19 protein-coding genes are annotated in these 23,641 nt (G+C 45.9%); 4 read left to right on the forward strand and 15 right to left on the reverse strand.

Annotated features, from left to right (window positions below; genetic code table 11):
* The first annotated feature begins 8 nt into the window (after positions 1-8).
* Positions 9-131 (forward strand): DUF6783 domain-containing protein, encoded by a 123-nt coding sequence (locus LIQ05_RS20610; protein ID WP_416385989.1) that lies wholly within the window; start codon positions 9-11, stop codon positions 129-131.
* On the opposite strand, the gene selA is transcribed toward LIQ05_RS20610, so the two are convergent.
* From selA to LIQ05_RS08660, 3 genes are all read right to left on the reverse strand, one after another.
* Positions 100-1,599 carry an L-seryl-tRNA(Sec) selenium transferase gene (selA, locus tag LIQ05_RS08650; protein ID WP_226819936.1) on the reverse strand — a complete coding sequence of 500 codons (1,500 nt, stop codon included), beginning with the start codon at positions 1,597-1,599 and terminating at the stop codon, positions 100-102. The genes LIQ05_RS20610 and selA overlap by 32 nt on opposite strands.
* On the reverse strand, positions 1,592-3,454 hold the full coding sequence (locus tag LIQ05_RS08655; RefSeq protein ID WP_226819938.1) for an ABC-F family ATP-binding cassette domain-containing protein: 1,863 nt from the start codon (positions 3,452-3,454) through the stop codon (positions 1,592-1,594). The genes selA and LIQ05_RS08655 overlap by 8 nt, the downstream gene beginning before the upstream one ends.
* A 92-nt stretch (positions 3,455-3,546) precedes the next feature.
* Entirely contained in the window at positions 3,547-4,911 is a 1,365-nt protein-coding gene (locus tag LIQ05_RS08660; protein WP_226819940.1) for an MATE family efflux transporter, read from the reverse strand.
* A 198-nt stretch (positions 4,912-5,109) separates the two neighbouring features.
* Between LIQ05_RS08660 and LIQ05_RS08665 the strand changes: the two genes are divergently transcribed.
* Entirely contained in the window at positions 5,110-7,020 is a 1,911-nt protein-coding gene (locus LIQ05_RS08665; RefSeq protein ID WP_226819942.1) for a glycoside hydrolase family 2 protein, read from the forward strand.
* 158 nt (positions 7,021-7,178) lie between these two features.
* On the opposite strand, the gene LIQ05_RS08670 is transcribed toward LIQ05_RS08665, so the two are convergent.
* A complete protein-coding gene (locus LIQ05_RS08670) occupies positions 7,179-7,817 on the reverse strand; it encodes a hypothetical protein (RefSeq protein WP_226819944.1) in 639 nt (212 codons plus the stop codon).
* A 221-nt stretch (positions 7,818-8,038) separates the two neighbouring features.
* Between LIQ05_RS08670 and LIQ05_RS08675 the strand changes: the two genes are divergently transcribed.
* The gene (locus tag LIQ05_RS08675) at positions 8,039-8,743 is read left to right on the forward strand and encodes a LytR/AlgR family response regulator transcription factor (protein ID WP_226819946.1); all 705 of its coding nucleotides are present in this window, start codon (positions 8,039-8,041) and stop codon (positions 8,741-8,743) included.
* Positions 8,744-8,766: 23 nt separating this feature from the next.
* Here the strand turns inward: LIQ05_RS08675 and LIQ05_RS19860 are convergent, their stop codons facing one another.
* The 7 genes from LIQ05_RS19860 to pta form a co-directional block, all read right to left on the reverse strand.
* Positions 8,767-10,707 carry a GHKL domain-containing protein gene (locus LIQ05_RS19860; protein ID WP_226819948.1) on the reverse strand — a complete coding sequence of 647 codons (1,941 nt, stop codon included), beginning with the start codon at positions 10,705-10,707 and terminating at the stop codon, positions 8,767-8,769.
* On the reverse strand, positions 10,685-12,727 hold the full coding sequence (locus tag LIQ05_RS08685) for an Ig-like domain-containing protein (RefSeq protein WP_226819950.1): 2,043 nt from the start codon (positions 12,725-12,727) through the stop codon (positions 10,685-10,687). The genes LIQ05_RS19860 and LIQ05_RS08685 overlap by 23 nt, the downstream gene beginning before the upstream one ends.
* Before the next feature lie 132 nt (positions 12,728-12,859).
* The gene (locus LIQ05_RS08690) at positions 12,860-13,747 is read right to left on the reverse strand and encodes an alpha/beta hydrolase (protein ID WP_226819952.1); all 888 of its coding nucleotides are present in this window, start codon (positions 13,745-13,747) and stop codon (positions 12,860-12,862) included.
* 170 nt (positions 13,748-13,917) lie between these two features.
* Positions 13,918-14,100 (reverse strand): 50S ribosomal protein L32, encoded by a 183-nt coding sequence (rpmF, locus tag LIQ05_RS08695; protein WP_077610953.1) that lies wholly within the window; start codon positions 14,098-14,100, stop codon positions 13,918-13,920.
* A gap of 5 nt (positions 14,101-14,105) precedes the next feature.
* Entirely contained in the window at positions 14,106-14,633 is a 528-nt protein-coding gene (locus tag LIQ05_RS08700; RefSeq protein ID WP_226819954.1) for a YceD family protein, read from the reverse strand.
* A gap of 264 nt (positions 14,634-14,897) precedes the next feature.
* On the reverse strand, positions 14,898-16,088 hold the full coding sequence (locus LIQ05_RS08705) for an acetate/propionate family kinase (RefSeq protein WP_118580050.1): 1,191 nt from the start codon (positions 16,086-16,088) through the stop codon (positions 14,898-14,900).
* A 127-nt stretch (positions 16,089-16,215) separates the two neighbouring features.
* The gene (gene pta / locus LIQ05_RS08710) at positions 16,216-17,220 is read right to left on the reverse strand and encodes a phosphate acetyltransferase (protein WP_117853900.1); all 1,005 of its coding nucleotides are present in this window, start codon (positions 17,218-17,220) and stop codon (positions 16,216-16,218) included.
* Between the two features lie 165 nt (positions 17,221-17,385).
* Between pta and LIQ05_RS08715 the strand changes: the two genes are divergently transcribed.
* Positions 17,386-18,699 carry a nucleotidyltransferase family protein gene (locus LIQ05_RS08715; protein WP_226819956.1) on the forward strand — a complete coding sequence of 438 codons (1,314 nt, stop codon included), beginning with the start codon at positions 17,386-17,388 and terminating at the stop codon, positions 18,697-18,699.
* 169 nt (positions 18,700-18,868) lie between these two features.
* Here LIQ05_RS08715 and LIQ05_RS08720 read toward each other — a convergent pair whose 3' ends face one another.
* The 4 genes from LIQ05_RS08720 to LIQ05_RS08735 all read right to left on the reverse strand — a co-directional run bounded on the left by LIQ05_RS08720 (position 18,869) and on the right by LIQ05_RS08735 (position 23,613).
* A complete protein-coding gene (locus LIQ05_RS08720) occupies positions 18,869-19,663 on the reverse strand; it encodes an ABC transporter ATP-binding protein (protein ID WP_226819958.1) in 795 nt (264 codons plus the stop codon).
* 3 nt (positions 19,664-19,666) lie between these two features.
* Positions 19,667-20,593: an ABC transporter permease gene (locus LIQ05_RS08725; protein ID WP_226819960.1), complete on the reverse strand. Its 927-nt coding sequence runs from the start codon at positions 20,591-20,593 to the stop codon at positions 19,667-19,669.
* A 22-nt stretch (positions 20,594-20,615) separates the two neighbouring features.
* Positions 20,616-21,641 (reverse strand): ABC transporter substrate-binding protein, encoded by a 1,026-nt coding sequence (locus tag LIQ05_RS08730; protein ID WP_226819962.1) that lies wholly within the window; start codon positions 21,639-21,641, stop codon positions 20,616-20,618.
* A 607-nt stretch (positions 21,642-22,248) separates the two neighbouring features.
* Entirely contained in the window at positions 22,249-23,613 is a 1,365-nt protein-coding gene (locus LIQ05_RS08735; RefSeq protein WP_226819964.1) for a PFL family protein, read from the reverse strand.
* Positions 23,614-23,641 lie beyond the last annotated feature (28 nt).

The raw sequence follows: 23,641 nt of genomic DNA on the forward strand, positions 1-23,641 counted from the left end.
ACTAAAGCGTGTTTGAAAAATCATTCCCGCAATCTCCCACAAATTGTGACGCACATCTTGCAGAAAACCTTTTTCAAACACGCTCTGGAGAAAGTCTTTTTATAAATCATAAATCAATTCTTTTTCCATAATTTCAAAATCATCAGACAGTAATGTCCGCAGTTCCAGGTAAACCCAGTCATCCACAATATGCCCAATAATTGGAACTTCCATCTGGCGTAAGCGATTGCTGATTTCCTGGGCAGAAGGACCATTTTTCTTCTTGCTCTTTATCAGCAATGCAGCTCCTGGCAATGTTTTTCCAGGTGTCGTACCACCACCAATGGGATTTCGCGTAGATGTTATCATAAAATCATATTCTGGATTACAACGTGTCAGTTTTTTCAGGAAAGCCGGCGCATATATTTCGAGATTTCCAAACTTTCTTCCCATCATTTCATAAACAGGAATTTCCTCTTCCAGCTTCCTGTCGTCCAAATAAATACCCACTGTCTTATCCAGTGCCGCCGCAGTATATTTATCGATCCGCAGCGCCCTCATAAGAGGATGCCTTGAAATCTTCTCAATCAGATCTTTACGCCCTACCAAAATACCTGCCTGCGGTCCACCTAACAGCTTATCCCCGCTGAAGGTTACAATATCCGCACCCTTTCCCAGAAGCTCCTGTACGGTTTTTTCCGGCTGGATTCCATACTCTGCCATATCAACAATGCTTCCGCTTCCAAAATCCACCAAAAGAGGGAATTCCCGACTGTGGGCTGCTTCAGAAAGCTCTGACAGTTCCGGTTCATGGGTAAATCCAGTAATCTGATAGTTACTGGTATGTACCTTCAGAAAAGCAGCAGTATTCTCAGTCACTGCATTTTCATAATCCTGAAGATACGTCCGGTTAGTAGTCCCTGCCTCCACAAGTATGGTCCCACTCTGGCGGCACACGTCCGGGATCCGGAACTTTCCTCCGATTTCCACAAGTTCCCCTCTGGAAACAATAGTTTCTCCTCCAGAAGCCAGAGCTGTCAGCATCACCAGCACCGCTGCCGCATTATTATTCACCACAATAGCTGCCTCGGCTCCCGTCAGCCTGCACAGATTTTCTGCAAAATGGTCGTACCTGCTGCCTCTTTTCCCATCTTCCAGATTCAGTTCCAGATTGGTATATCCAGTCATCAGCGGAACAAGCTCTGACACCAGACGCTCTCCCAGCGGTGCTCTTCCAAGATTGGTGTGAAGAATCACACCGGTAGCATTGATCACTCGCTGCATTCTCTTTTGCTCCTCACGGAACAATTTTTTTTTCGTATTTCGTAAAATATATTCCGTATATGCCACTGATGAGGCTTCTGCCCATTTTCCAAAACCCTCTAAAGCTTTACTGCCGGAAATCTCCTGCCGCAGCAGCTCCACAGACTCTCTCACTGCTGTCCGGACTCTTTCGTGTCCATACTGTTTCTCCAGTTCCTTCACCAGCTCTGTTTCCATAATTTTATCTATTTTAGGAATTTTACGAAGCTGCTCATTTCTATTAGCTGAAGAAATCTTGGCCTTTTTTGGCTCCTGGCAAAGCCTGGAAATAGGCTGTTCTTTGTGACTTTTACCCATTATTTTTCTGCGCCTCGATCTTCTCCGCCAGGTCATTCAAATATACCCAGCGGTCCATTTTCTCTTCCAGCTGCTGTTCTGCGGCTTCTTTATCTGCCATGATCTCACGCAGCTTTACAGAATTGGTTGCATTCGCCATCATATCATTTTCCAGCTTGGCGATCTTCTCTTCCAGCTTCTCAATATCTTCGTCAATAGTGGCATATTCCCGCTCTTCTTTATAAGAAAATTTCAGCTTCTCGGACTTCTGTCCCTGCTTCCAGTCTTTTCTGGTAGCCTTCTTCGTTTCCTCCTCCCCAGCGCCGTATCCAGAAGATGTTTTGTCCGCCAGACCAGCTACACAAGGTGCGCCAGAGCCGCTTCCATCCCCATATTTTCGCGCCCGCGCCTCTGCATAGTCTGTATACCCGCCCTCATACTGGGTCAGCCTTCCATCTCCCTCGAAAGCGAAAATACGGTCAACCACATCATCCAGGAAATAACGGTCATGAGACACTGCGATCACAATTCCGGAAAAAGTAGAAAGATAATCCTCCAGAATAGTCAAAGTAGGAATATCCAGATCATTGCTTGGCTCATCCAGAAGAAGCACATTGGGAGCCTCCATCAGCACTTTCAAAAGATACAGACGTCTCTTCTCCCCACCGGAAAGCTTCGCAACCGGTGTGTACTGCATAGCAGAGTCAAAAAGGAAACGTTCCAGCATCATGGAAGCACTGATCCTGCCATCACGGGTGGGAATAAACTCCGCCACATCACGGATATAGTCGATCACCCTCTGATTTCCATCCATGTCTGGCACTTCCTGGGCAAAATAGCCGATCCTGATAGTCTCTCCAATCTCCACAGTACCGGAATCCGGTTCTACCATCCCGTCTATAATACGGATCAAAGTGGACTTTCCACAGCCATTAGGTCCGATGATTCCAAGCCGCTGATTCCGCAGCACAATATAATCGAAATCATCCAGGATCATTTTATCCCCATACTTTTTGGAAATATGGTGAAGCTCCACAGTTTTCTTTCCCATTCTGGTCTCCACGGAATCCATCTGCACATCCAGATCCTGGGCAGGTGCTTTGCCGCTTTTCAAGGCCTCCAGGCGTTCCAGACGGGCGCGCTGCTTGGTGCTTCTGGCGCGGCAGCCACGCTTTGCCCACTCCAGTTCCATGCGGAGAATACTCTGTCGCTTTCTCTCGGAAGCCAGCTCCATCTCTTCCCTTTGCGCCTTCAATTCCAGAAAACCGGAATAGTTGGCATCATAGGAATATAGCTTCCCGTGACTGATCTCCAGAATCTTGTTGGTAACCTTATCCAGAAAGTAACGGTCATGGGTAACCATGATCACAACGCCCTTAAACCGGTTCAGATAGTCCTCCAGCCAGGTCACCATCTCATTATCCAGATGGTTGGTAGGCTCGTCCAGAATCAGCACATCAGAAGGATTCACCAGGGTACGTGCAAGTGCCACACGTTTCTTCTGTCCGCCGGAAAGCTGTTCCACCGGCACATCATGCCCGGTGATCCCCAGCCTGTTTAAAATATTCCGGGCCTCACTCTCTGTACTCCAGTCCTTCTGCCACTTCCCATCGGCTACATAATCCTGCACAATGGCTCCCTTTGGAAAATCCGGCATCTGGGGCAGATAGGTGATCCGCAATCCATTCTGGGAGATCACCTGTCCCTCATCTGTCTCTTCTTCCCCTGCAAGGATCTTCAAAAGGGTACTTTTTCCAGTACCGTTGATTCCGATAATTCCGATCTTGTCTCCATCATGGATTCCATAAGAAATATCATCAAAAATCTTTTTATCTCCAAAAATCTTGCTTACATGTTCGATATTCAGCACATTCATGAAAATGTTAACTCCTTTTTCACCGCACAGGCGGCATTTACTTTCGTATTACTGTTCATTTCCTGACCAGCAGCTCACTTCTATCTCGCCTGTCAGCCTGCTATTTTCTTCTCAAAGCCATGGATCCAGTCTGATTTCAGATAGAAGATCAAAAACAGAATGGAGCTTAAAGACCAGGTCAGCGGATACGCCCAGAATACAGTCTGGATCACTGGATGCAGTCTCACGGCAATAGTAATATAAGTCACACGGATCAGGCACCAGCAGCCCAGCATAACAAACATCGGCACAGTAGCTTTCCCCGCGCCCCGCATAAGCCCTGCAATACAGTGGGAAAATGCAAGCAGAAAATAAAACAAGGTGATCACATGGGCCTGCTTCACTCCATAAGCAACCACTTCCGGATCGCTGTTAAAAGCCGCGATCAGCACAGGGCTTGCAAAATACACAATGATCCCCACTACCTCCGCCATGGAAATACTGCACAAAATGCCAATACGTGCACCTTTTTTCGCCCTGTCATACTTTTGGGCCCCAAGATTCTGACTGATAAATGTGGTCAGTCCCATAGAAAAACAGGTGATCGGCAAAAATCCAAACCCTTCCACCTTGGAATAGGCTCCGCAGCCAGCCACAGCCAGCTTGCCGAAGCTGTTGATATTGGACTGTACCACCACATTTGCAATGGCGATCACAGAGTTCTGTATGCCGGCAGGAAGACCGTTGGACACGATCTGCTTCAGCATGTAAGGATCCAGACAGATTTCTTTCAGGGAAACCGTATATTCCTCCGGGCTCTTTTTCATCAGACGATAAAGACACAAAAAAGCACTTACAAACTGGGAAATGATCGTTGCAAGAGCTGCGCCCTCCACGCCCATTCCAATTCTGCCTACAAATACCATGTCCAGGGTTACATTCAATAAAGACGAAAAAATCAGATAATACAATGGATGGCGGCTGTCTCCAACCGCCTGCATGATTCCTACGAAATTGTTATAAAGAACCAGTCCCAGGGAGCCCATTGCATACACCTGAAAATATAAGGTAGACTTAGGCAGAATATCTGCCGGTGTCTTCATAAGGATCAAAATCTTCGGTGCCAGCACAACGCCGCCAATTGTAAGAAGAATACCACACAGGATACCAAATGCAACAGTAGTATGAATGGCTCTGTGAAGTTCCCTCTTTTGTCTTGCCCCAAAATATCTGGCGATGATAACACCAGCTCCCATGGCCAGGCCCTGGAAAAATCCTACCAACAAAAAAGTAAGGCTGCCAGATGAACTTACTGCAGCCAGCGCGTCACTTCCCAGAAAGTTTCCCACGATCAGGGAGTCTGCCGTATTGTACAGCTGCTGAAACAGATTTCCCAGAAAAAGCGGGAATGCAAAACCCATCAGCTTTTTCCAGATGGAACCTTCTGTCAGCAGGTTTTTGTTTTGTGTTTGATTCATTTTTTCCCCTCCATCATTACTTTCTATCGTAACATAACCTCCCTGCTTTTTCAATTACAAGTTTTGGAGTTACTGTTCTCGTTCTCCTGGCAATTTTAATTGCAAAGTACTGTATTTCGTGTATAATAAAAGATATCATGATAATTATTTTTTCATACTTTCCGTAAACAAACTTTACCATTTAAGGAGGATCTATATTTGAAAAATCTGGAAACCATCTGGACCGGGGCGGCTGCCCAGGGACAAACCTTAAAAGAATATCCCAGACCAGGCATGGTACGAAAACATTGGATCAATCTGAACGGAATGTGGGATTATCTGATCACAGACAGCCGTATTCTGCCATGGCAATTTTACGAAAACGAAAATTTTCCATTTGACGGCCAGATCCTGGTTCCTTTTTCCCCAGAAGCACCTCTTTCCCAGGTGAACCGGCAGCTTCTTCCTGATGAGACATTATGGTATTCCCGGATCATCCAGCTCCCAGATAACTGCCTGGACAGGAGAAAGGAGCGGCTTCTTCTCCATTTCGGAGCTGTGGATCAGATCTGCAGCGTGTACATTAATGGGAAATTTGCAGCTTACCATAAGGATGGTTACCTTCCCTTTAGCACAGATATTACGGATTTTACTGCAGAAGATCTCACCCTCTCTATTTTGATCAGCGTCCACGATTTCAGCGACACCTCCTACCACGCCAGAGGCAAACAGCAGCTAAAAAGAGGAGGCATGTTTTATACTGCACAGAGTGGGATCTGGCAGACGGTGTGGATGGAAATTGTTCCAAAGGATTACATAAGAGACGTGCGCACCACACCGGATTTTGACAAAGGACTGGTTCGAATGAGAGTCCGTACAGTCTCCAGGCATATTTCAGATGCAGCTGCCGGGAACATACCGCCCACTCCTCCCGGAATTTCAGATCACGCAGACCTGGAAGCCCTATCTTCTATCATCTGCAGGGTTTACCCGCCAGTTCTTCTTGACACAGATGGATTAAGGGAGGAGCTGTGTGCGGATGAAATCCTCACCGCCTCCATAAAGCCTGGAAAAGAAACCAGCCTCTCCATTCCAAAGGAAGAGCAAAGAGCCTGGAATCCCAAAGAGCCCTGGCTTTATCCCTACTCCCTGGAATTTGACAGTGACCGGGTTCTCGGTTATTTTGCCCTGCGTAAGTGTGATGTGCAGATGGCGGATGACGGTTATCCACGCTTTTTCCTGAATAACCAGCCTTACTTTCAGAGCGGCGTTCTGGATCAGGGATACTGGCCCGACGGGCTTTACACCGCACCTTCTGACGAAGCCCTAATTTATGACATTCGTGCCATGAAGGATCTTGGTTTTAACATGCTCCGCAAGCATGGCAAAGTCGAGGCAGACCGCTGGTATTTCCACTGTGACCGCTTGGGTATGCTGGTATGGCAGGACATGCCAAACGGAGGTTCCGATTATCATCACTGGTTTGTAACTTACCTGGCCACTCTTCTAAACTGGCTGCGCATTCCGGTAAAAGATATCCACGCCCGCCTTCTTTCCCGTACAGATAAGGATGGGTGCCAGGAATATATAGATGATATCCGGGACATGATAAAGACTCTGTACAACCATCCTTCCATTGTGACATGGGTCCCATTTAATGAAGGTTGGGGACAGTTTTCCACGAAAAAGGTGACAGATTTTATCCACAAGCTGGACCCTTCCCGTCTTGTGGATTCTGCCAGCGGATGGTTCGACCAGGGATGTGGAGATATCAACAGTCTTCACTACTATTTCCTGGGACTTCCGATTCCGAAGTCAGACCGCGTGCTTGCACTTTCCGAATTTGGCGGCTATTCTCTTCGCCTGCCAGAACACAGTGCCTGCAAAAATATTTACGGCTATAAGAAATTCACCACCAGCGAGGCTCTCACGGACGGCTTTTCCAGACTTATGGAAGGCACCATCGTCCCTTCTGTAAAAAAAGGGTATTCCGCTACCATCTACACCCAGCTCTCGGATATTGAAGAAGAAATCAACGGACTGATCACTTACGACCGCAAGAAGGTAAAAATGAATCCGTTGATCGTGCAGAAATGGAATGCCAAATTAAAAAAATCTTTGCAAAGCTAATTTAAAAGTATCCAATTCCCGGTTTTCTTTTCATCATTCAGAAGAAACCGGGAATTCTTCTTAGAACAGTAACAAAAACAGGAGTTATACCTTTCCCTGTCCTAAACAGATATGCGGTATAACTCCTGTCCTATTTTTTCATTTCAGTCTGCAGATTCTTATTCTGCTGTATCAGCTTCTGCTGCGTCAGCTGCTTCATCGCCTGTATTAGCTGTATTGTCTTCGGTCTTGATCAGAGAGATGAAAAGTGTCTCAGCAGTTGGCTGAATATCATCAGATTTCGGTCCGATCTGAACATTGTACATAACGCCCTCTGCATCCTCCAGGAAAGCCAGTCCGTATGTAGTGTCAGTCTCGAAGGTAACACCATAAAGTCCGTTGATGCAAACCTTCTCAACATCCTTATACTCTGTAGCAAGCTCGTCAGCCATGGAATACAGGTCATAATCTGTTCCAACATCTGTAGCGGTCACTACCATGTTTACGCCCTCTTCAGAATCCGGATCCTGAGCCTGGAAAATAAGTCCATCAGCTGCATCATCATCAGAAATCTCCAGAACATTCCAGTTACTTGGTACATAAAGGTCAAATCCTGGCTCAAAAGATAACCATGTTCCTTCGTATGCAGCTTCGTCAAGCATATCCAGTGTCAGCTCTGTGATATCATCTGCTGCTTCAGTATCTGCTGCTGCCTCAGTATCCTCTGCTGCATCTGCTTCAGCCCATACAGGAGCGGAGAATCCGGTAACCATTGCTGCGGCACATAACATAGCCATAACTTTTTTCCAATTTTTCATTTTTCTACCTCACTTTTGTCGTATTTTGTGATATTATAGAGAGGTCTTAGAAAGTATACCGAAAAAGTATTACTTTCAAGCTACTCATCACCTTAAGATTACTATATCCGATTCATTTTCAAAAAACAATACACATGGGATGAAATGACACTTTCGGTGATATTTTGAATTTATGATTTACAATAATATTTTGAAATTACTTCTTACGGAGGATTTATCGATTGAATATTGCAATGATTGACGATGTAAAGCAGGATCTTGATACACTCGCAGCAACTGTCAGCGATTATTACGCCAGGCGTCAGCTTACGGTTCAGCTGCACACCTTTTCCTCTCCTGCCGCCTTTTGGGAGGATTACACCCCTGACAAATATGATCTGGTCTTTCTTGATATCTACATGGAACAGAGCAACGGCATGAATGTGGCACTAAACCTTCGTCAGAAGGGGGATTCCTGTGCCCTAATTTTTGTCACCAGCAGTGACGCTTTCGCAGTCGCCAGCTACGACGTCCAGGCTACCTATTATCTTCTGAAACCGTTGGATCCGGTGAAGCTGGCAAACGTGCTGGATTCCATCCAAATCAAAAGTGCTCAGGATGCACGATACATTGAAGTGATCTGTGACCGGACTCTCGTACGGGTACCTGTAAAAACAATTTTATATGCAGACACCTTCCACAATGCAGTCCAGCTCCACACCGATGCCGGTGTGCTTCGCACCTACCTGACCTTCCAGAAATTTGAAGAGCTGATCCAGGATCTGCCATGCTTTCTCTCCTGCTACCGGGGCTGTCTGGTAAATATGGACCGCATTCATAAAACTCTGGAAGAAGGCTTTCTCCTGGACAATCAGGAAATCGTCCAGATCCGCAAGCGGGGTGCCAACGCCATAAAGAAGGAATATCTGAACTATCTTTTTTCATAATTTTAAAAAGTCTGCACGTTCATTCATGCAGACTTTTTTCCTTCCAGATTTCCAAGCGGGATAAACACATTTGCCCGAAACATTCCATCTTCTGCTGCAAAATCTGCATATCCCCCATATTTTTCCGCTGTTTTGCTTACAGAGGCTGTTCCAATTCCACGTCCACTATGCCTTGTGGAATACAGCACCTCTCCATTTCTTCTCAATTCCCCGTGGTAGGTGTTTTCAATATTGATCAGCAATTTTCCCATTCTCACTTTACACACGCAATTTACATAAGCCTCTTCCGAATCCTGCTCATTTTTCACGGCACGAACTGCATTTTCCAGAAGATTGCCAAAAATCCTGCAGATATCCAGATCCGTAATTTTCATCTGGGCCGGTATCTCCACAGAATGCCGGAATTCCACTCCCAGCTGCTCCAGCTGCGCCGCATAATAATGGAGAATTGCATCTACAGACATGTTCTTGCTGTAACAGACTGGCGTCTGCATTTTTTCACTGCTTTCCCTGGCAAACCGGTGGAAATACTCTTTCAGTTCTTCATAGTGCTCCTGTTCCAGCAGCATGGAAGCGGTACGGATATACTGGCGCAGGTCATGCCTGGTACGGCTTGCTTCCTCCAGTGCCCCTGTCAGCTTCTCATAATGCTCTTTTTGCATCATCAGGCGAAGCTCCATCTGCCTGGATTGCTCTTCGTAAATCAGGCGCATGCGGTAGCCCTCTGTCAATTCTTTCCAAAGAAGCATCCCAAAAATCCCTGTCAGGATCGTCCCGCCCCACTCTGGGAACCATCCCCCGATAATAGGGTCATACAATGGCCAGATTCTGTCTGCAGCCAGAGAGACCGCATAGATCACAGTTCCTGCAAGAAGAGAAATTTTTCCTTCTCCCTCTGTATAAAAAAAAGCGGCAATTATCAGACAGACCACAGTAAACCATTTTAACCCTTCTGTTCCCCAGGAAATGCCGTAAGAAAGAACTGCTGTCTTACTTCCTCCTGCAAAAAATCCTGCAACAGTGGCGCCCACTCCCAGCACTGCAGTAAGTACAACCACCCAGCCAATCCATTTATATTTTCGTTCTGTGATCTCATATTCCAAAAGCAGCATAGCTGAAAAAGCAAGATAATAAAACAGCATCTCAAGAGAAAACCACGGCTGCACCCGAAGCGCTGCATAAGTGTACAAAAGCGGATAACAGGTATATCCCAGCACACAAAGACACACTCCCGCAAACAGCGCATTTGCCCTGCTCCTGGTCCTGAAAAAAGCCCAGATGGAAAACAGCAAAACCAGAACCACTAATGTAAATACAGAAGAATTGATAAATATCTGGATTCCTCTTATGGTATTTACCTTCAACGGATTTCCAAAGGCCGGGACATACTGGATTCCCGGGGATGCAGAATCCTTATCGGTCACTGCGATCATAATTTCCACAGAAGTATGGGCTTTAAAAGTAAACATTCTATGCTGAATGCGCTCTACATAATGATCTGGATCCGGATTTCCCACCTGTTCGATCAGAACTCCATCTACATACAGATTATATGCAGAAAATATTTCCGGCAGATATAATCCATAGGTATGTTCTTCCGACGGAATCATGATGCGCAGGCGGTAGGTACCGCTCCCATATGGATCGCCATCCCGGTCTCCAAGCTCCATTCCGCCGTATTCTCCTATGGAGATATAACGGGAATAGTAATCTGACAGATCATCCCTGGGTGTAAGCAGCACATCCGGATAGTATTCCCACTCTCTCGACAGATAATATACAGGGAGATTTTCATAGGAGCCATCTGCATAGAGAAGTCCATGTATTGCCTTTTCTTCTCTTGTCATATATTTGTTGTTTGAACAATACAATACATAAAAAAACATAAAGGACAGGACCATGGTTATAAGCATCGTCCCCCACAGCATTTTTCTGCTTTTCTTATTTGCCCTGTTCTCTTTCACCCCGTCCCCCCTTTCGGAGTTTTCTTCCTTTTCCCATTTGCAAACGCCATAAAAATATTAACAAAATTACAATACTTCCAACAATAGAAGCCGTTTTTTTATGCTGTGCTGATAAATCTTTCTCTTTTCTTTCTTCCTGGGCTTCTGTTGGAATTTCACCAGACGAATGGAATTCTTCCGCATCCTGGGAGATATCCTCTGTCTCTGTATCTGCTTCCTCTGAGACCTCCTCCTCTGGTGTCTCTTCCACTGTGTATTCTCCCGTCTTGTCAATAGGGATCACAGCCACCTTCTGGGTTTCCTCCACAGTACCAGTATAAGTATTTCCATCCTCATCTGTAAGCGTAGGTTCCCCATCTTCAGAAGTATATGGAACTTTTAAAACAGCTCCTGGAATCTCTGTAATTTCATTCCCATTTTTAGAAATTTTAACGGATATTCCATTCCCTTCCCTGGAGATATCCACCTGGATCTGATCCTGGTCTTCAATCTCCCAGTCCTTTACCGTCTCTGTTGGAACCTCGATGAGAACGCCGTCTTTTTCAAAAGGGATCTGCTTCTCTCCCATACGTATAAGATCCAAAAGACGGTTTCCTACCATGATCGTAGACGTATCTGTCACTTTCTCCGGACCATTGTCTATATCTGGGAAATCCTTTCCATCCCGGTCTGCATAGTTTCTCTCATACCAGTGTTCATTGGTGATCAGATCTTCATCATATTGAAAGGTATACACGCCTGTGCTTCCACCTGGATAAAGAACGTAAATGCCATATTCCTGGTTCTGCTTCAGACCGCCCCGCTTCAGATACAGGCCTTTTCTGGTAAAATAAAAATTACCGGTTTCTACTCTTTTTTCGGTTCCTGCATTCTTTAAATATACCTGGAATCCACTTATCTGGCTGTCCAAAAAAGCATCCAGCACCATTGGAAAGTACAAGGTATCCACACCTGTCATACAACAGGTCTGTACCTCTGGCTGATCTGGTCTTTGTACCGTGACATAAGCCACCGCCTCCGGCACTAAAAGCCCGGAATCTGCCTCATATCCCTGGGGAGCAGTAAACGTCCCAGTCACCTTGTAAACGCCTGGAACCGCCGTATTTACCTGGTCAAAATCCCACACTGAGGGCATCATTACAGACGGATGGGCTGCGGTATCCTCATATTCCTCACAGGTGCTTCCCAGAATATGAAATGTTTCTTCCAGATCTGCTCTTACCTCTGCCAGACTTTGCCCTACCCGCACTGCATAAACCATACAGCGCTGCAGGCCTTTTTCATTTATACTCTCAATAGAACGGATGGTCCTGTCCTTCTTAAGCGTATCGCCAAGGGTATCAGGCTGATAACTGATCACATCCAGCGCTCCATCTGACCCATATCGGTAAGTAAGATTTCGGGTTTTTCCTCTCTCATAAGTCACCGTCAGTGTATACACATTTCCCGGCAGCATACTCTGGCAGGAAAGATACATTCCGTCGGTATCGCAGAATCCATACCCTTCCTCACTTACATTTACCCAGTCTTCCCCTTCTTTTCGCATCCAGATGGTCATGGTATCCGGATCCTGGTCTGCAATCCAGGGAAAATAGTAAATACCTGCAGAAATCATTCTGGAATAGACCTGGATCTCTGGCTGTCCCGGATTCTGTACTGAGATTTCTGCCGTCCACACAGGTAATTTAGCCTTGCTCACATAGCCTTCTGGAAGCTGTACCGTACCTTTCAGTTCATAGGCACCTGCAGTTCGTATATCAATTGCAGAATAGTCCCAGATTACATTCAGATAAAGTTTTTCTCCCTCTTCTGTGTAAGCCATGCAGCCCATATCATCGTAAATTTCCCGAAGTCCCTGCATATCCCCGTCTTTTAAAACGGCACCTGCAGGTATGTAAAAGATTTTGGAAAAATCTGTTATCACATGATCAGCCGCCAGCACTGTCCTTCCTCCAGCCCCGCCCCACAGGAAAAGGCAGCATACAATTACGGCCAGCCAGTAAATCCTTTTTTTCTTCATCTATTCTCTCCTGTTTTAAGCATATCGAATTTTACCATATAAAACAAGAAACCTGTGGCGAACCGCAGGTTTCCGTGAAAAACGGTGTTACTGTTCACTCCGTTCGCAGCAACAACCAGATATCATATCCGATCAGAAACAAAATTCCCGGAAGAAATCGCATTCTGCATCATTGCACTGAGCCGCGTCAATAGTCTTAATATCGCAGTGGAACACATGTCCAAGTTTATTTACTTTATCTCCAAACACGCGATATACAAACGGCACATTATTCTCCATCAGCTTCTGAACAAGGGCAGGTGCCTGTGTTTTCTGGAAGTCCGCTACAGAAGTCATGCAAAATACAGGGGGATACACATCTGCAATGCCATTTAACACGTCAATCTTCTCCAGTTCTTCCTCCGTACCGCCCTCTGGAAGAAGCTCTTTCATGATCTGCATGGTCATATTCTCCGGTTCTTCCCTCGGAACTCTGTATACGCCGCAGTTCAATGCAATTGCAGTGAGGGCAAATCCCTCCGGTACCGCAAAATCATATTTGGATGCAGATGCAGGGTTGGTGCAGATTCCTGCATAAAGTCCCAGAAGATGGGCTCCTGCAGAATCTCCCACTGCAAAAATACGCTCTGTATCAAAGTGGAATCTTCCTGCACGCTTCATCACCCACTTGCAGACAAGATTCAGGTCCTCCAGCTGTGCCGGGAATTTGTACTCCGGTGCAAGACGGTAGGTAAAGTTCACAACAGCAAATCCACGCTGGGCAAGACTCATACAGTAATACTGGTATCTCTCCTTATCTCCGTACATCCAGGCACCGCCGTGAACACTGATGATCACCGGAAGATCCTCTCCCTGTGCCTGCTTCGGTCTGTACACATCCAGCTTCTGCATCTCTCTGTCATCGTGTCCATATACAATGTTATCCCAGCGGTCGATGTCCTCCGGGGTATTCAAAAGAGCATCCCGCTCATCATCTGCTTTTTTAAATTCTGATCTGATCTTATCACTTAATTCAGACATTGTGGTTCCTCCAAATACTATATTTTTCAGCACGCCGCATCTCTCCATTTTATTCATAAAATAGAATTCAGATTTGTGCGTTTTTCTGTAAATATTATATATGAAATATGTAGAAAAAACAATAAAAAAAGAACACCCGATCATCTCAGATGTTCTTTAAAGGTTCGCTATTAGTCTTCAACTTTAACGATTTCTTTTTTGTTATAGCTTCCGCAAGCCTTGCAAACTCTGTGTGGCATCATAAGTGCGCCGCATTTGCTGCATTTTACAAGGTTCGGAGCGCTCATTTTCCAGTTTGCTCTTCTCTTATCGCGTCTTGCTTTGGAAGATTTATTCTTTGGGCAGATGGACATTTCGGTTACACCTCCTTAAATTTACTGAATATATCACTGATAGCTGCCATACGGGGATCCTTAGGCTCCTCGGCACATCCGCAGGGACCATCATTCAGGTTCTTCCCGCATCTGCTGCAAATCCCTTTGCAGTCTTCTTTACATAAGACTTTCAAAGGCCAGCTCATCAGTACCTCAAGATAGACCAAACGGTCCACATCCAGGTCATAGCCGGTGAGATAGCTACTCTCATCCAGATCATTCACACGCTCTTCATCTGTAAGCTTCATATCAAGCTTCCTCTTAAATTCAAAAGGAATCCTGGTCTTAACCTCTTCCAGACATCTGTCACATGGAATTCCAACAGTCACAAGACCGCTTCCTTCAAGTTCCAGAACTCTGTCTCCGTTATTCGTAATGGTAAGCTCTACAGGCTCCTTATCCAGTACTGGAAAGGTTCCCTGCTGGAAGGTGATGGTATCCATCTCAAAAGCAACACTGTAGTGCTGGCTCTTCCCTTCGCTGGATGAAATGTCTGATAAATGTATCTGCATAATCGTCTCCCTATTCACACTTAATCAATTATACATACCCTGTCATTATTTGTCAACTTGAATTTTCCCTTATATACAATAAATTTTCAAAAAAATTACAAAAGCTAACGAAATTTCAGGGGAAATACCAAATTAATTTCCTGTTACTTACATGCAGCAGGAGCTTCCAGGGAAATTCCCTGCTGCATATAAAATCCTGCCAGAGAAGCATACGCTCTGGCAGGATCAGTACTTTTTATAAAGGAATGCTGTATTACCTTGTAATTATTTTACAAGTGCTACAGTATCACGGCAGATTGCAAGCTCCTCGTTGGTCGGGATAACTGCAACTTTTACCTTGGAGTCAGCACCGGAAATAACAACTTCCTCGCCCATAGCCTCGTTAGCCTTAGCGTCGATTGTAACACCAAGGAATCCAAGGTAAGAGCAAACTTTCTCACGGATCATGCCAACGTTCTCACCGATACCAGCAGTAAATACGATCGCATCAACACCGTTCATAGCTGCTACATATCCGCCTACATATTTCGCAATGCCATAGCAGAGAACTTCGATTGCGTTCTTAGCATCCTCGTTGCCCTCAGCAGCTGCTGCTCTAAGGTCACGCATATCGCTGGAAACACCAGACATACCCTGAAGACCGGATTTCTTATTCAGAACGTTCATAACACCTGCAAGATCCAGGTTCTCTTTCTTTGCAATGTACTCAACGATAGCCGGATCAATGCTTCCGGAACGTGTACCCATTACAACACCTTCAAGAGGAGTAAGACCCATTGTAGTATCTACGCATTTGCCATTCTGTACAGCACTGATGGAAGAACCATTTCCAAGGTGGCAAACGATAACCTTGGAGTTATCTTTGTCAAGGCCAAGGAACTCAACAGCACGTTTGGATACGAAGCTGTGGGAGGTTCCGTGGAAGCCGTATCTTCTTACTTTGTAGTTCTTGTAGTACTCGATCGGAAGTCCGTACAAATATGCTTTTGCAGGCATTGTCTGATGGAATGCGGTATCGAATACACCTACCTGAGGTACGTTTGGCATAAGCTCGGAGCATACGCGGATACCGATCAGGTTTGCCGGGTTGTGAAGCGGTGCAAGATCGTTGCACTCTTCTACTGCTTTGATCATCTCATCTGTGATGATAGCGGAAGAAGCGAATTTCTCGCCGCCGTGTACGATACGGTGACCAATTGCATTAACCTCTGCAAGGCTCTTGATCGCGCCTGTTTTCTCATTTGTAAGAGCTTCCAGAACCATCTGGATGGCTTCTTTATGAGTCGGCATGGAAGCCTCTGTGATCTCTTTGTCGTTTCCGGCTTTCTGGTATACCAGTCTTCCGTCAATTCCGATTCTCTCGCAAAGTCCTTTTGCAAGAACTGCTTCTGTGTCGGAATCAATCAGCTGGTATTTTAAAGAAGAACTACCGCAGTTAATTACCAATACATTCATTTTTTTACTCTCCTGTTTACATGATTATGTATTACCTGACACCAGATATTTTATTCCTCTGGTATCTCTTCAAGGGCATGTGCCCTCAATCACAATACGATTCAGCCCTTTTCAGACTAATTCCAAATTAGTCCTGAGCCTGGCACTGTACAGATGTGATTGCTACAACACCAACGATATCGTCAGCGGAGCATCCACGGGACAGGTCGTTTACAGGTTTTGCGATACCCTGGGTGATAGGTCCGTAAGCTTCTGCTTTTGCAAGACGCTGAGCCAGTTTGTATCCGATGTTTCCTGCATCAAGGTCTGGGAAGATCAGGACGTTAGCCTTACCTGCAACCGGGCTTCCTGGAGCTTTGGAAGCACCTACGCTTGGAACGATAGCTGCATCAAGCTGGAACTCTCCGTCAAGTGCAAGGTCTGGATTCTGCTCTTTCGCGATCTTGGTAGCCTCAACAACTTTATCAACATCTGCATGTTTCGCACTTCCCTTAGTAGAATGGGAAAGCATAGCTACTACAGGCTCTTCCTGTACAAGAAGCTTGAAGGACTCAGCAGAAGAAGCTGCGATTGCTGCAAGTTCTTCTGGATTCGGGTTCTGGTTCAGACCGGAATCACCGAATACGAATGCACCGTTAGCGCCGTACTCGCAATCCGGAACGATGATCAGGAAGAATGCGGAAACAAGCTTGGTACCTGGTTTTGTCTTCAGGATCTGAAGGCATGGTCTTAAGGTATCAGCTGTAGAGTGGCAAGCTCCGGAAACCATACCGTCTGCATCGCCCATCTTAACCATCATAACACCATAATACAGATACTGGTTCAGAAGGATCTCCTTAGCCTGCTCTGGTGTCATGCCTTTTTTCTGTCTTAACTCTACTAATTTGTCAATATATCCCTGAGTCTTCTCAGATGTTGCAGGATCTACGATCTGTGCACCGGAAATGTCGAAGCCGCCTTCAGCTGCGCTCTTCTTAACTGCTTCCTCATTACCAACAAGTACAAGCTTAGCAATTCCCTCTTTTAAAATTTTGTCTGCTGCTTCAAGAGTTCTCATGTCCTCTGTCTCTGGCAGTACGATTGTCTTAATGCTGGATTTTGCTCTTTCTTTGATTACATCAATAAATCCCATGATTAAATGGCTCCTTTCATTTGTTACAGTAATCCTCTGGGAACTGGCATAAATATCCCTTTCCCTTTCAGTAACTTATCCTCATTATACGCCACCCCGCCTTGTATTTCAAGCTTTTCAATGTTAGAATATGGAAGAACAACGTATTTTTTGAGGTGCAATTTTATGAAAACAGTCGGAATTATTGCAGAATACAATCCATTCCACACAGGGCATGAATATCAGATAAACTATGTAAGGGAAAAACTTGGGGCAGACTATGTGGTCATTGCCATGAGCGGCGATTTCGTCCAAAGGGGAACCCCTGCTCTTTTTTCCAAATATGTACGCGCTGAAATGGCTCTTCGAAGCGGAGCAGACCTGGCTCTGGAGCTGCCAGTTTCTATTTCCACTGCCAGCGCAGAGCTTTTTGCCAGAGGAGGCGTGCAGCTTCTAAACGGACTTGGGGTTACCGATCTGCTTTGTTTTGGAAGCGAATGCGGCAATACGGATATCCTTATGGAGCTGGCAAAAATCCTGGTGGAAGAACCAGAAGAATTTCAGACTGCCCTTCGCCAGAATCTGAAAGAGGGGATGACCTTTCCCAAAGCCAGAAGCCTGGCTCTTGCTGCTGTTCTGCCCGAATCTGAAAAATACCAGCAGATACTTTCTTCCCCTAATAACATTCTTGGGATCGAATATTGCAAGGCTATTTTGCGGGAAAGCAGTTCCATTTCACCAGTCGCCATAAAACGCGAGGGAGATGATTATCACGAGAATACTTTATCCGAGAACAAATTTCCCTCTGCTTCCGCGATTCGAAATGCCATTTCAGGCATAAAGCGTGCAGACAATTGCTCATCAGCCCTTACCGGCAGCATGCACCTTACTTCATCAGATTTTCACGGGGCATCGGCGCAGGGGGACGCCCTCCTTACGGATCTGACAGAAAACTTTTTACCAAAATCCAGCCGAAATTTGTTTTTACAGGAGGTTTCCGAAAACCGTTTTCTCCTGGAAAATGATCTGGACGTTCTTTACCGCTACTGTCTTCTTTTGGAAACCGAGGAAAGCCTGTGCACTTACCTGGATCTTTCTCATTCTCTTGCAAGAAGGATCCTCGCCTGCCGGGATCAGTACCAGACCTTTTCCCAGTTTGCTGACCTTCTGAAAACCAAGGAGATCACACGTACCAGGATCCAGAGGGCACTGCTTCACATGCTTCTTCATATTCAGAATGTGCCGGCACAGATTCCTTATGCCCGGGTTCTGGGATTTCGAAAAGACAGTTCTGCACTTCTGGGGGAAATAAAAAAGCGTGGCCGTATTCCTCTGCTTACCAAATTGCCGGATGCCCCTAAAACACTCGAAAATGTGCCTCAGGCTATGGAGTTGTTAAACGAAACAACCCTCGCATCCAATCTTTACGAAAGTATTCTGGCGCAAAAAAATACTGCTGTTTATACGCATGAATACAGACAGCAGATCGTTATTCTATAATAAGTATTTAGGCAGCGCCTTGTTTTTAATATTTTTCAGGCAGCTGATTCTCTTCCAAGTCAAACGTGGCAGTTGCCAAGGTCTCGTGCAAGCACGGACTTTGGCCCATTGCCCGCGTAAGTAAAAAGCCCCGGCTATCACAGTTCTCGTCATAGCCAGGGCTCCATTTTTATTTTTCATTAGAAAGAAGAATACGGTCATTATCCAGTTTCTTTCCTGCTCCAACTTTAAACTTATCAAGCAGGCCTTCCACAGTAAGTCCCTTCTTCTCTTCTTCCTTAATATCCAGAACAATGTCACCGGAATCCATCATCAGAATACGGTTTCCAAGCTCCAGCGCAGACTGCATATTGTGAGTGATCATCAGACAGGTTAGGTGATGTTCTTCCACAATTCTCTTTGTCAGGTTCAGCACCTTCTCGGCTGTTCCTGGGTCAAGAGCTGCGGTGTGCTCATCCAGAAGGAGGAGTTTCGGCGGATTCATGGTCGCCATCAAAAGGGTAAGCGCCTGTCTCTGACCACCGGAGAGAAGTCCCACCGGATGGTTCATGCGGTCTTCCAGTCCAATATCCAGAAGAGCCAGCTGCTCACGGAAGCGCTGTTTGTCACTTTTGGAAATACGGGAAAGCCAGCCGCCCTTACCAGCTGCAAGAGCAAGATTTTCCAGGATGGTCATTCCAGGTGCCGTTCCTCTCATAGGATCCTGATACAATCGGCCAATATTTTTCGCTCTGGCATGCTGGGGCATAAATGTAATGTCCTCCCCGTCCAGAACAATGGATCCGGAATCTGTAAGAAAATCCCCACAAATGGCATTAAACATAGTGGATTTTCCAGCTCCATTGGAACCGATGATGGTTGCGAAATCACCTTTTTCAAGATGAAGGGACAAATCCCTGATCGCAACTTTTTCATTTACCGTTCCCGGGTTAAAGGTTTTGGAAATATGTGAAAGCTTTAGCATGGATCAGATTCCTCCCTTCTGGTGTGTCATTCTTCGTTTCAGCTGCGGCCACTGACGCTTCAGATACGGACCGGAGATTGCCAGAATGACAATCACGGAGGATACCAGCTTCAGCATGAAGGCTGGCATGTTAAATCTCAGTGCCACTGTATAGACCAGTCGGAAAATAAAGGAACCAAGTACCATTCCCACAGCTCTCACAAAGATTCCGCCTTTTCCCAGGATGGTTCCACCGATCAGCAGAGATGCAAGGGCAATGGTAACCATTCCCTGACCGATATTGATATCCACTGATTTCTGGGACTGGGAAAGAAGACATCCGGACAATGCGGTAAAAGAGTTTGCAATGCAAAGTCCGATAATCGTTGTAAATACCGGATTGATGGAGGATGACTTCACCATATCCGCATTATTTCCTGTCGCCCGGATTGCAAGACCAAGTCTTGTTTTCAAAAATACTACCAGAAAGGCAACCACTGCTACTACTGCGATCAGTGCAACAAGAATGTCTGATCTTCCCTTAAGAGGGGTATCTGCCAGGGCATCCTTCATCATGGAAAATACCGTATCTGTACGGTTCATGTTGATCAGGGAAGAGCCTCCCATCACAGCGATGTTAATGGAATACAAGCCTGTATTCACAATAATTCCGGCAAGCAGGCTGTCTACGCCCATTTTCGTCTGCAAAAATCCGGTTACAAAGCCGGAACAGATTCCAGCGAGCATTGCTGCCAGGATAGATAAAAAAGGATGTCCGCTGACTGCCACGGCAGCTCCTACAGCGGCGCCTAAAGTAAAGCAGCCGTCTGTAGAAAGGTCGCAGACATTCAGCATAGAATAACTTAAAAACAATGCAAGGACAGTCAGTGAACAGATCAGTCCAAGTTTCAGGGCAGTTTCTCCTAAGGAGAGTGCAGTAGCCAGTGTCACGATCATTTCCTCCGGTTAATCATTAATTTGCTTCCAGTTCGTCAAAGCTCTCTGCTGTCACGATCTCATTTACCTGTGTGCAAAGAGGCTCCATAGCTGCTTTGACAGTTTCAAAATCAAGGCCAAGGCCTTCGCAGGTTTCTGTATTTACAGTTGCAGTACCGTTGTCAAAGGTCTCTACAGGAGTGGTTGCCGGATCAGCACCGTTTAAAAGAATGTCTGCTACCATGTCTGCTGTTTTGGCGCCAAGGTTTGCATAGTCAACACCGTATCCTGCAAATGCTCCGTTTAATGCGAAGGAATCAGCTCCTGTGTAGTGTGGGATTCCTGCATCAATGAATTTCTCATAGATGGAAAGCTCTGCTGTCATAATGGTGTTGTCTGTTGGGGTAAATACTGCATCTACACCATCTGCAACAAGTGCGTCTGCTGCAAGCTGAACCTCATCTGTGGTGGTTCCGGTACGCTCAACATATTCGATTCCATTCTCATCCATGTAAGCTTTTGCTGCTTCAATGGCTGCTGTGGAGGAATCCTGTCCGATATCATATAAAAGTCCGATCTTCTTGGTATCCGGGTTTACAGCTTCGATCAGTTTCATAATGGAAGCGGTATCCAGATAATCGCTTGTTCCGGTAAGATTTGCGCCAGGTGCATCCATGGACTCTACAAGACCTGCACCAACTGGATCTGACACTGCGGAGAATACAACCGGTGTGTCTGTTCCTTCTGTGCTTGCCTGCATACGCATAGCTACCGGTGTAGCAACGCCAACCATAAGGTCTACGCCGTCTGCCTGGAAGTCAGAGATGATCTGCTCCATAACATTGGCATCTGCATTACAGTTGTCATAGGAAATTTCAAAGTTTACACCCTTCTCATCGCCGATTTCTTTCAGGCGGCTTTCCAGATTGTCTACGATCTGGTTCAGGGAAGCGTCATCCACGTAGTTGCAGATACCGATCTTATAGTCCTCTGCAAGAACAGGTGTTGCCATCATCATAGTTGCCATTGTTGCTGCTGCGATTGCGATCATTCTTTTTTTCATAGTGTTTTTCCTCTCTCTCTTAAAATTGGCTGGAAGATAACTGAGCCGATCCTCCGCATCTTGTCTGCGAGAAAGAATGAGTGGTATCTGTCTCCCGTGTCCATCAGCAACCGCTGTGGGCTTTCCAGGGTATTAAAAAACCGTCTTCAAAAAAACAACATTCCTTGTTGTTCTTTGAGACGGTAATAAAATCTTATTATCGCGGTGCCACTCAAATTGACAAATCGTCCACTTTCTCATGTACAAACATACACTCCTGATTGGTAACGGGTTCGGTTCCCGTCGGCGCCTACTCTCCCCAATTACAATTTCGGGCCGCCCTCGAAAGTCCATTCCATCAGCCGCTTCATACGAAGATCACACCGTCCTCCGCTCTCTGGCAAGCCATTACTCAGTCCATTCATAATGACTCAATGTTGCATCTGATTTACTACTCTTTCTCATCGGTTTAACTGATTTATACTTTAGCACAGTGATGTAAGAATGTCAAGTACAAATTTAAATATAGAGGAACCTTCTTGTGACAGGCACAAGAAGTAGCGCTTGCTTCGCAAAAAAGAGGAACCTTCTTGTGACAGGCACAAGAAGTAGCGCTTGCTTCGCAAGCTTAGTTTTTAAAGCTATGGATCGGTGCCGGGATTCTTCCGCCTCTTGCCACAAATGCCTCGCAGGAGAAATTATTCACTGGCATGATCGGTGCATAGCCAAGAAGGCCGCCAAATTCAACAGTCTCTCCCACACCTTTTCCAATAACCGGGATCAAACGGACTGCAGTGGTCTTCTGGTTTACCATTCCGATTGCTGCTTCATCTGCAATAATGCCGGAAATGGTGGAGGCCTTGGTATCTCCAGGCACTGCGATCATATCAAGTCCTACAGAGCATACACAGGTCATAGCTTCCAGTTTCTCAATGGTAAGCGCACCTGCAGTTACCGCATCGATCATTCCCTGATCCTCGCTGACTGGAATAAATGCGCCACTTAATCCACCTACTGCTGTGGAAGCCATTACGCCGCCTTTTTTTACCTGGTCATTTAACAGGGCAAGAGCTGCTGTAGTTCCAGGCGCACCTGCTCTCTCAAGGCCGATCTCTTCCAGAATCTCCGCTACACTGTCTCCGATAGCCGGTGTAGGTGCAAGGGAAAGATCCACAATACCAAATGGAACCCCAAGCATCTTAGACGCTTCTCTGGCAACCAACTGGCCCACACGGGTTACTTTAAATGCAGTACGCTTGATCATTTCACAGAGAGTTTCGAAGTCCTCTCCTCTTACCTTCTCAAGAGCTGTTTTTACAACGCCAGGTCCGCTGACACCAACATTGATAATGGCATCTGCCTCTGTTACGCCATGGAAGGCGCCTGCCATGAACGGGTTGTCATCTGGTGCATTGCAAAATACTACCAGCTTGGCGCAGCCAAGAGAATCCTGATTCCTGGTAGCCTGTGCTGTTTCCAGAACGATCTCGCCCATAAGCTTCACTGCATCCATATTGATCCCGGTCTTTGTGGATCCTACATTTACAGAACTGCACACACGCTCTGTGCTGGCAAGAGCCTGTGGAATGGAACGGATCAGAAGCTCTTCCGCAGGCGTCATTCCTTTGCTTACAAGAGCGGTATATCCGCCGATAAAGTTTACTCCCACCTTCTTGGCAGCTCGGTCAAGAGTCTTGGCGATGGTCACAAAGTCTTCTGTGGTTTTACAGGCTGCCCCGCCAATAAGACCAATAGGCGTTACAGAAATACGTTTATTTACAATGGGAATTCCATACTGGGCAGAAATTTTCTCCCCGGTTTCTACCAGATCCCTGGCATATGTGGTAATTTTGTTATAAATTTTCTCGTTTACTTTATCGAGATCACTGTCAATGCAGTCAAGCAGGCTGATTCCAAGGGTGATGGTACGCACATCCAGGTTCTCCTGCTCGATCATTTTATTGGTCTCGTTTACCTCAAACATATTAATCATAGCGTTCGTGTTCCTTTCTCCAGATAAG

It is taken from the genome of Blautia glucerasea (assembly GCF_020537505.1).
Lineage (GTDB): Bacteria > Bacillota > Clostridia > Lachnospirales > Lachnospiraceae > Blautia_A.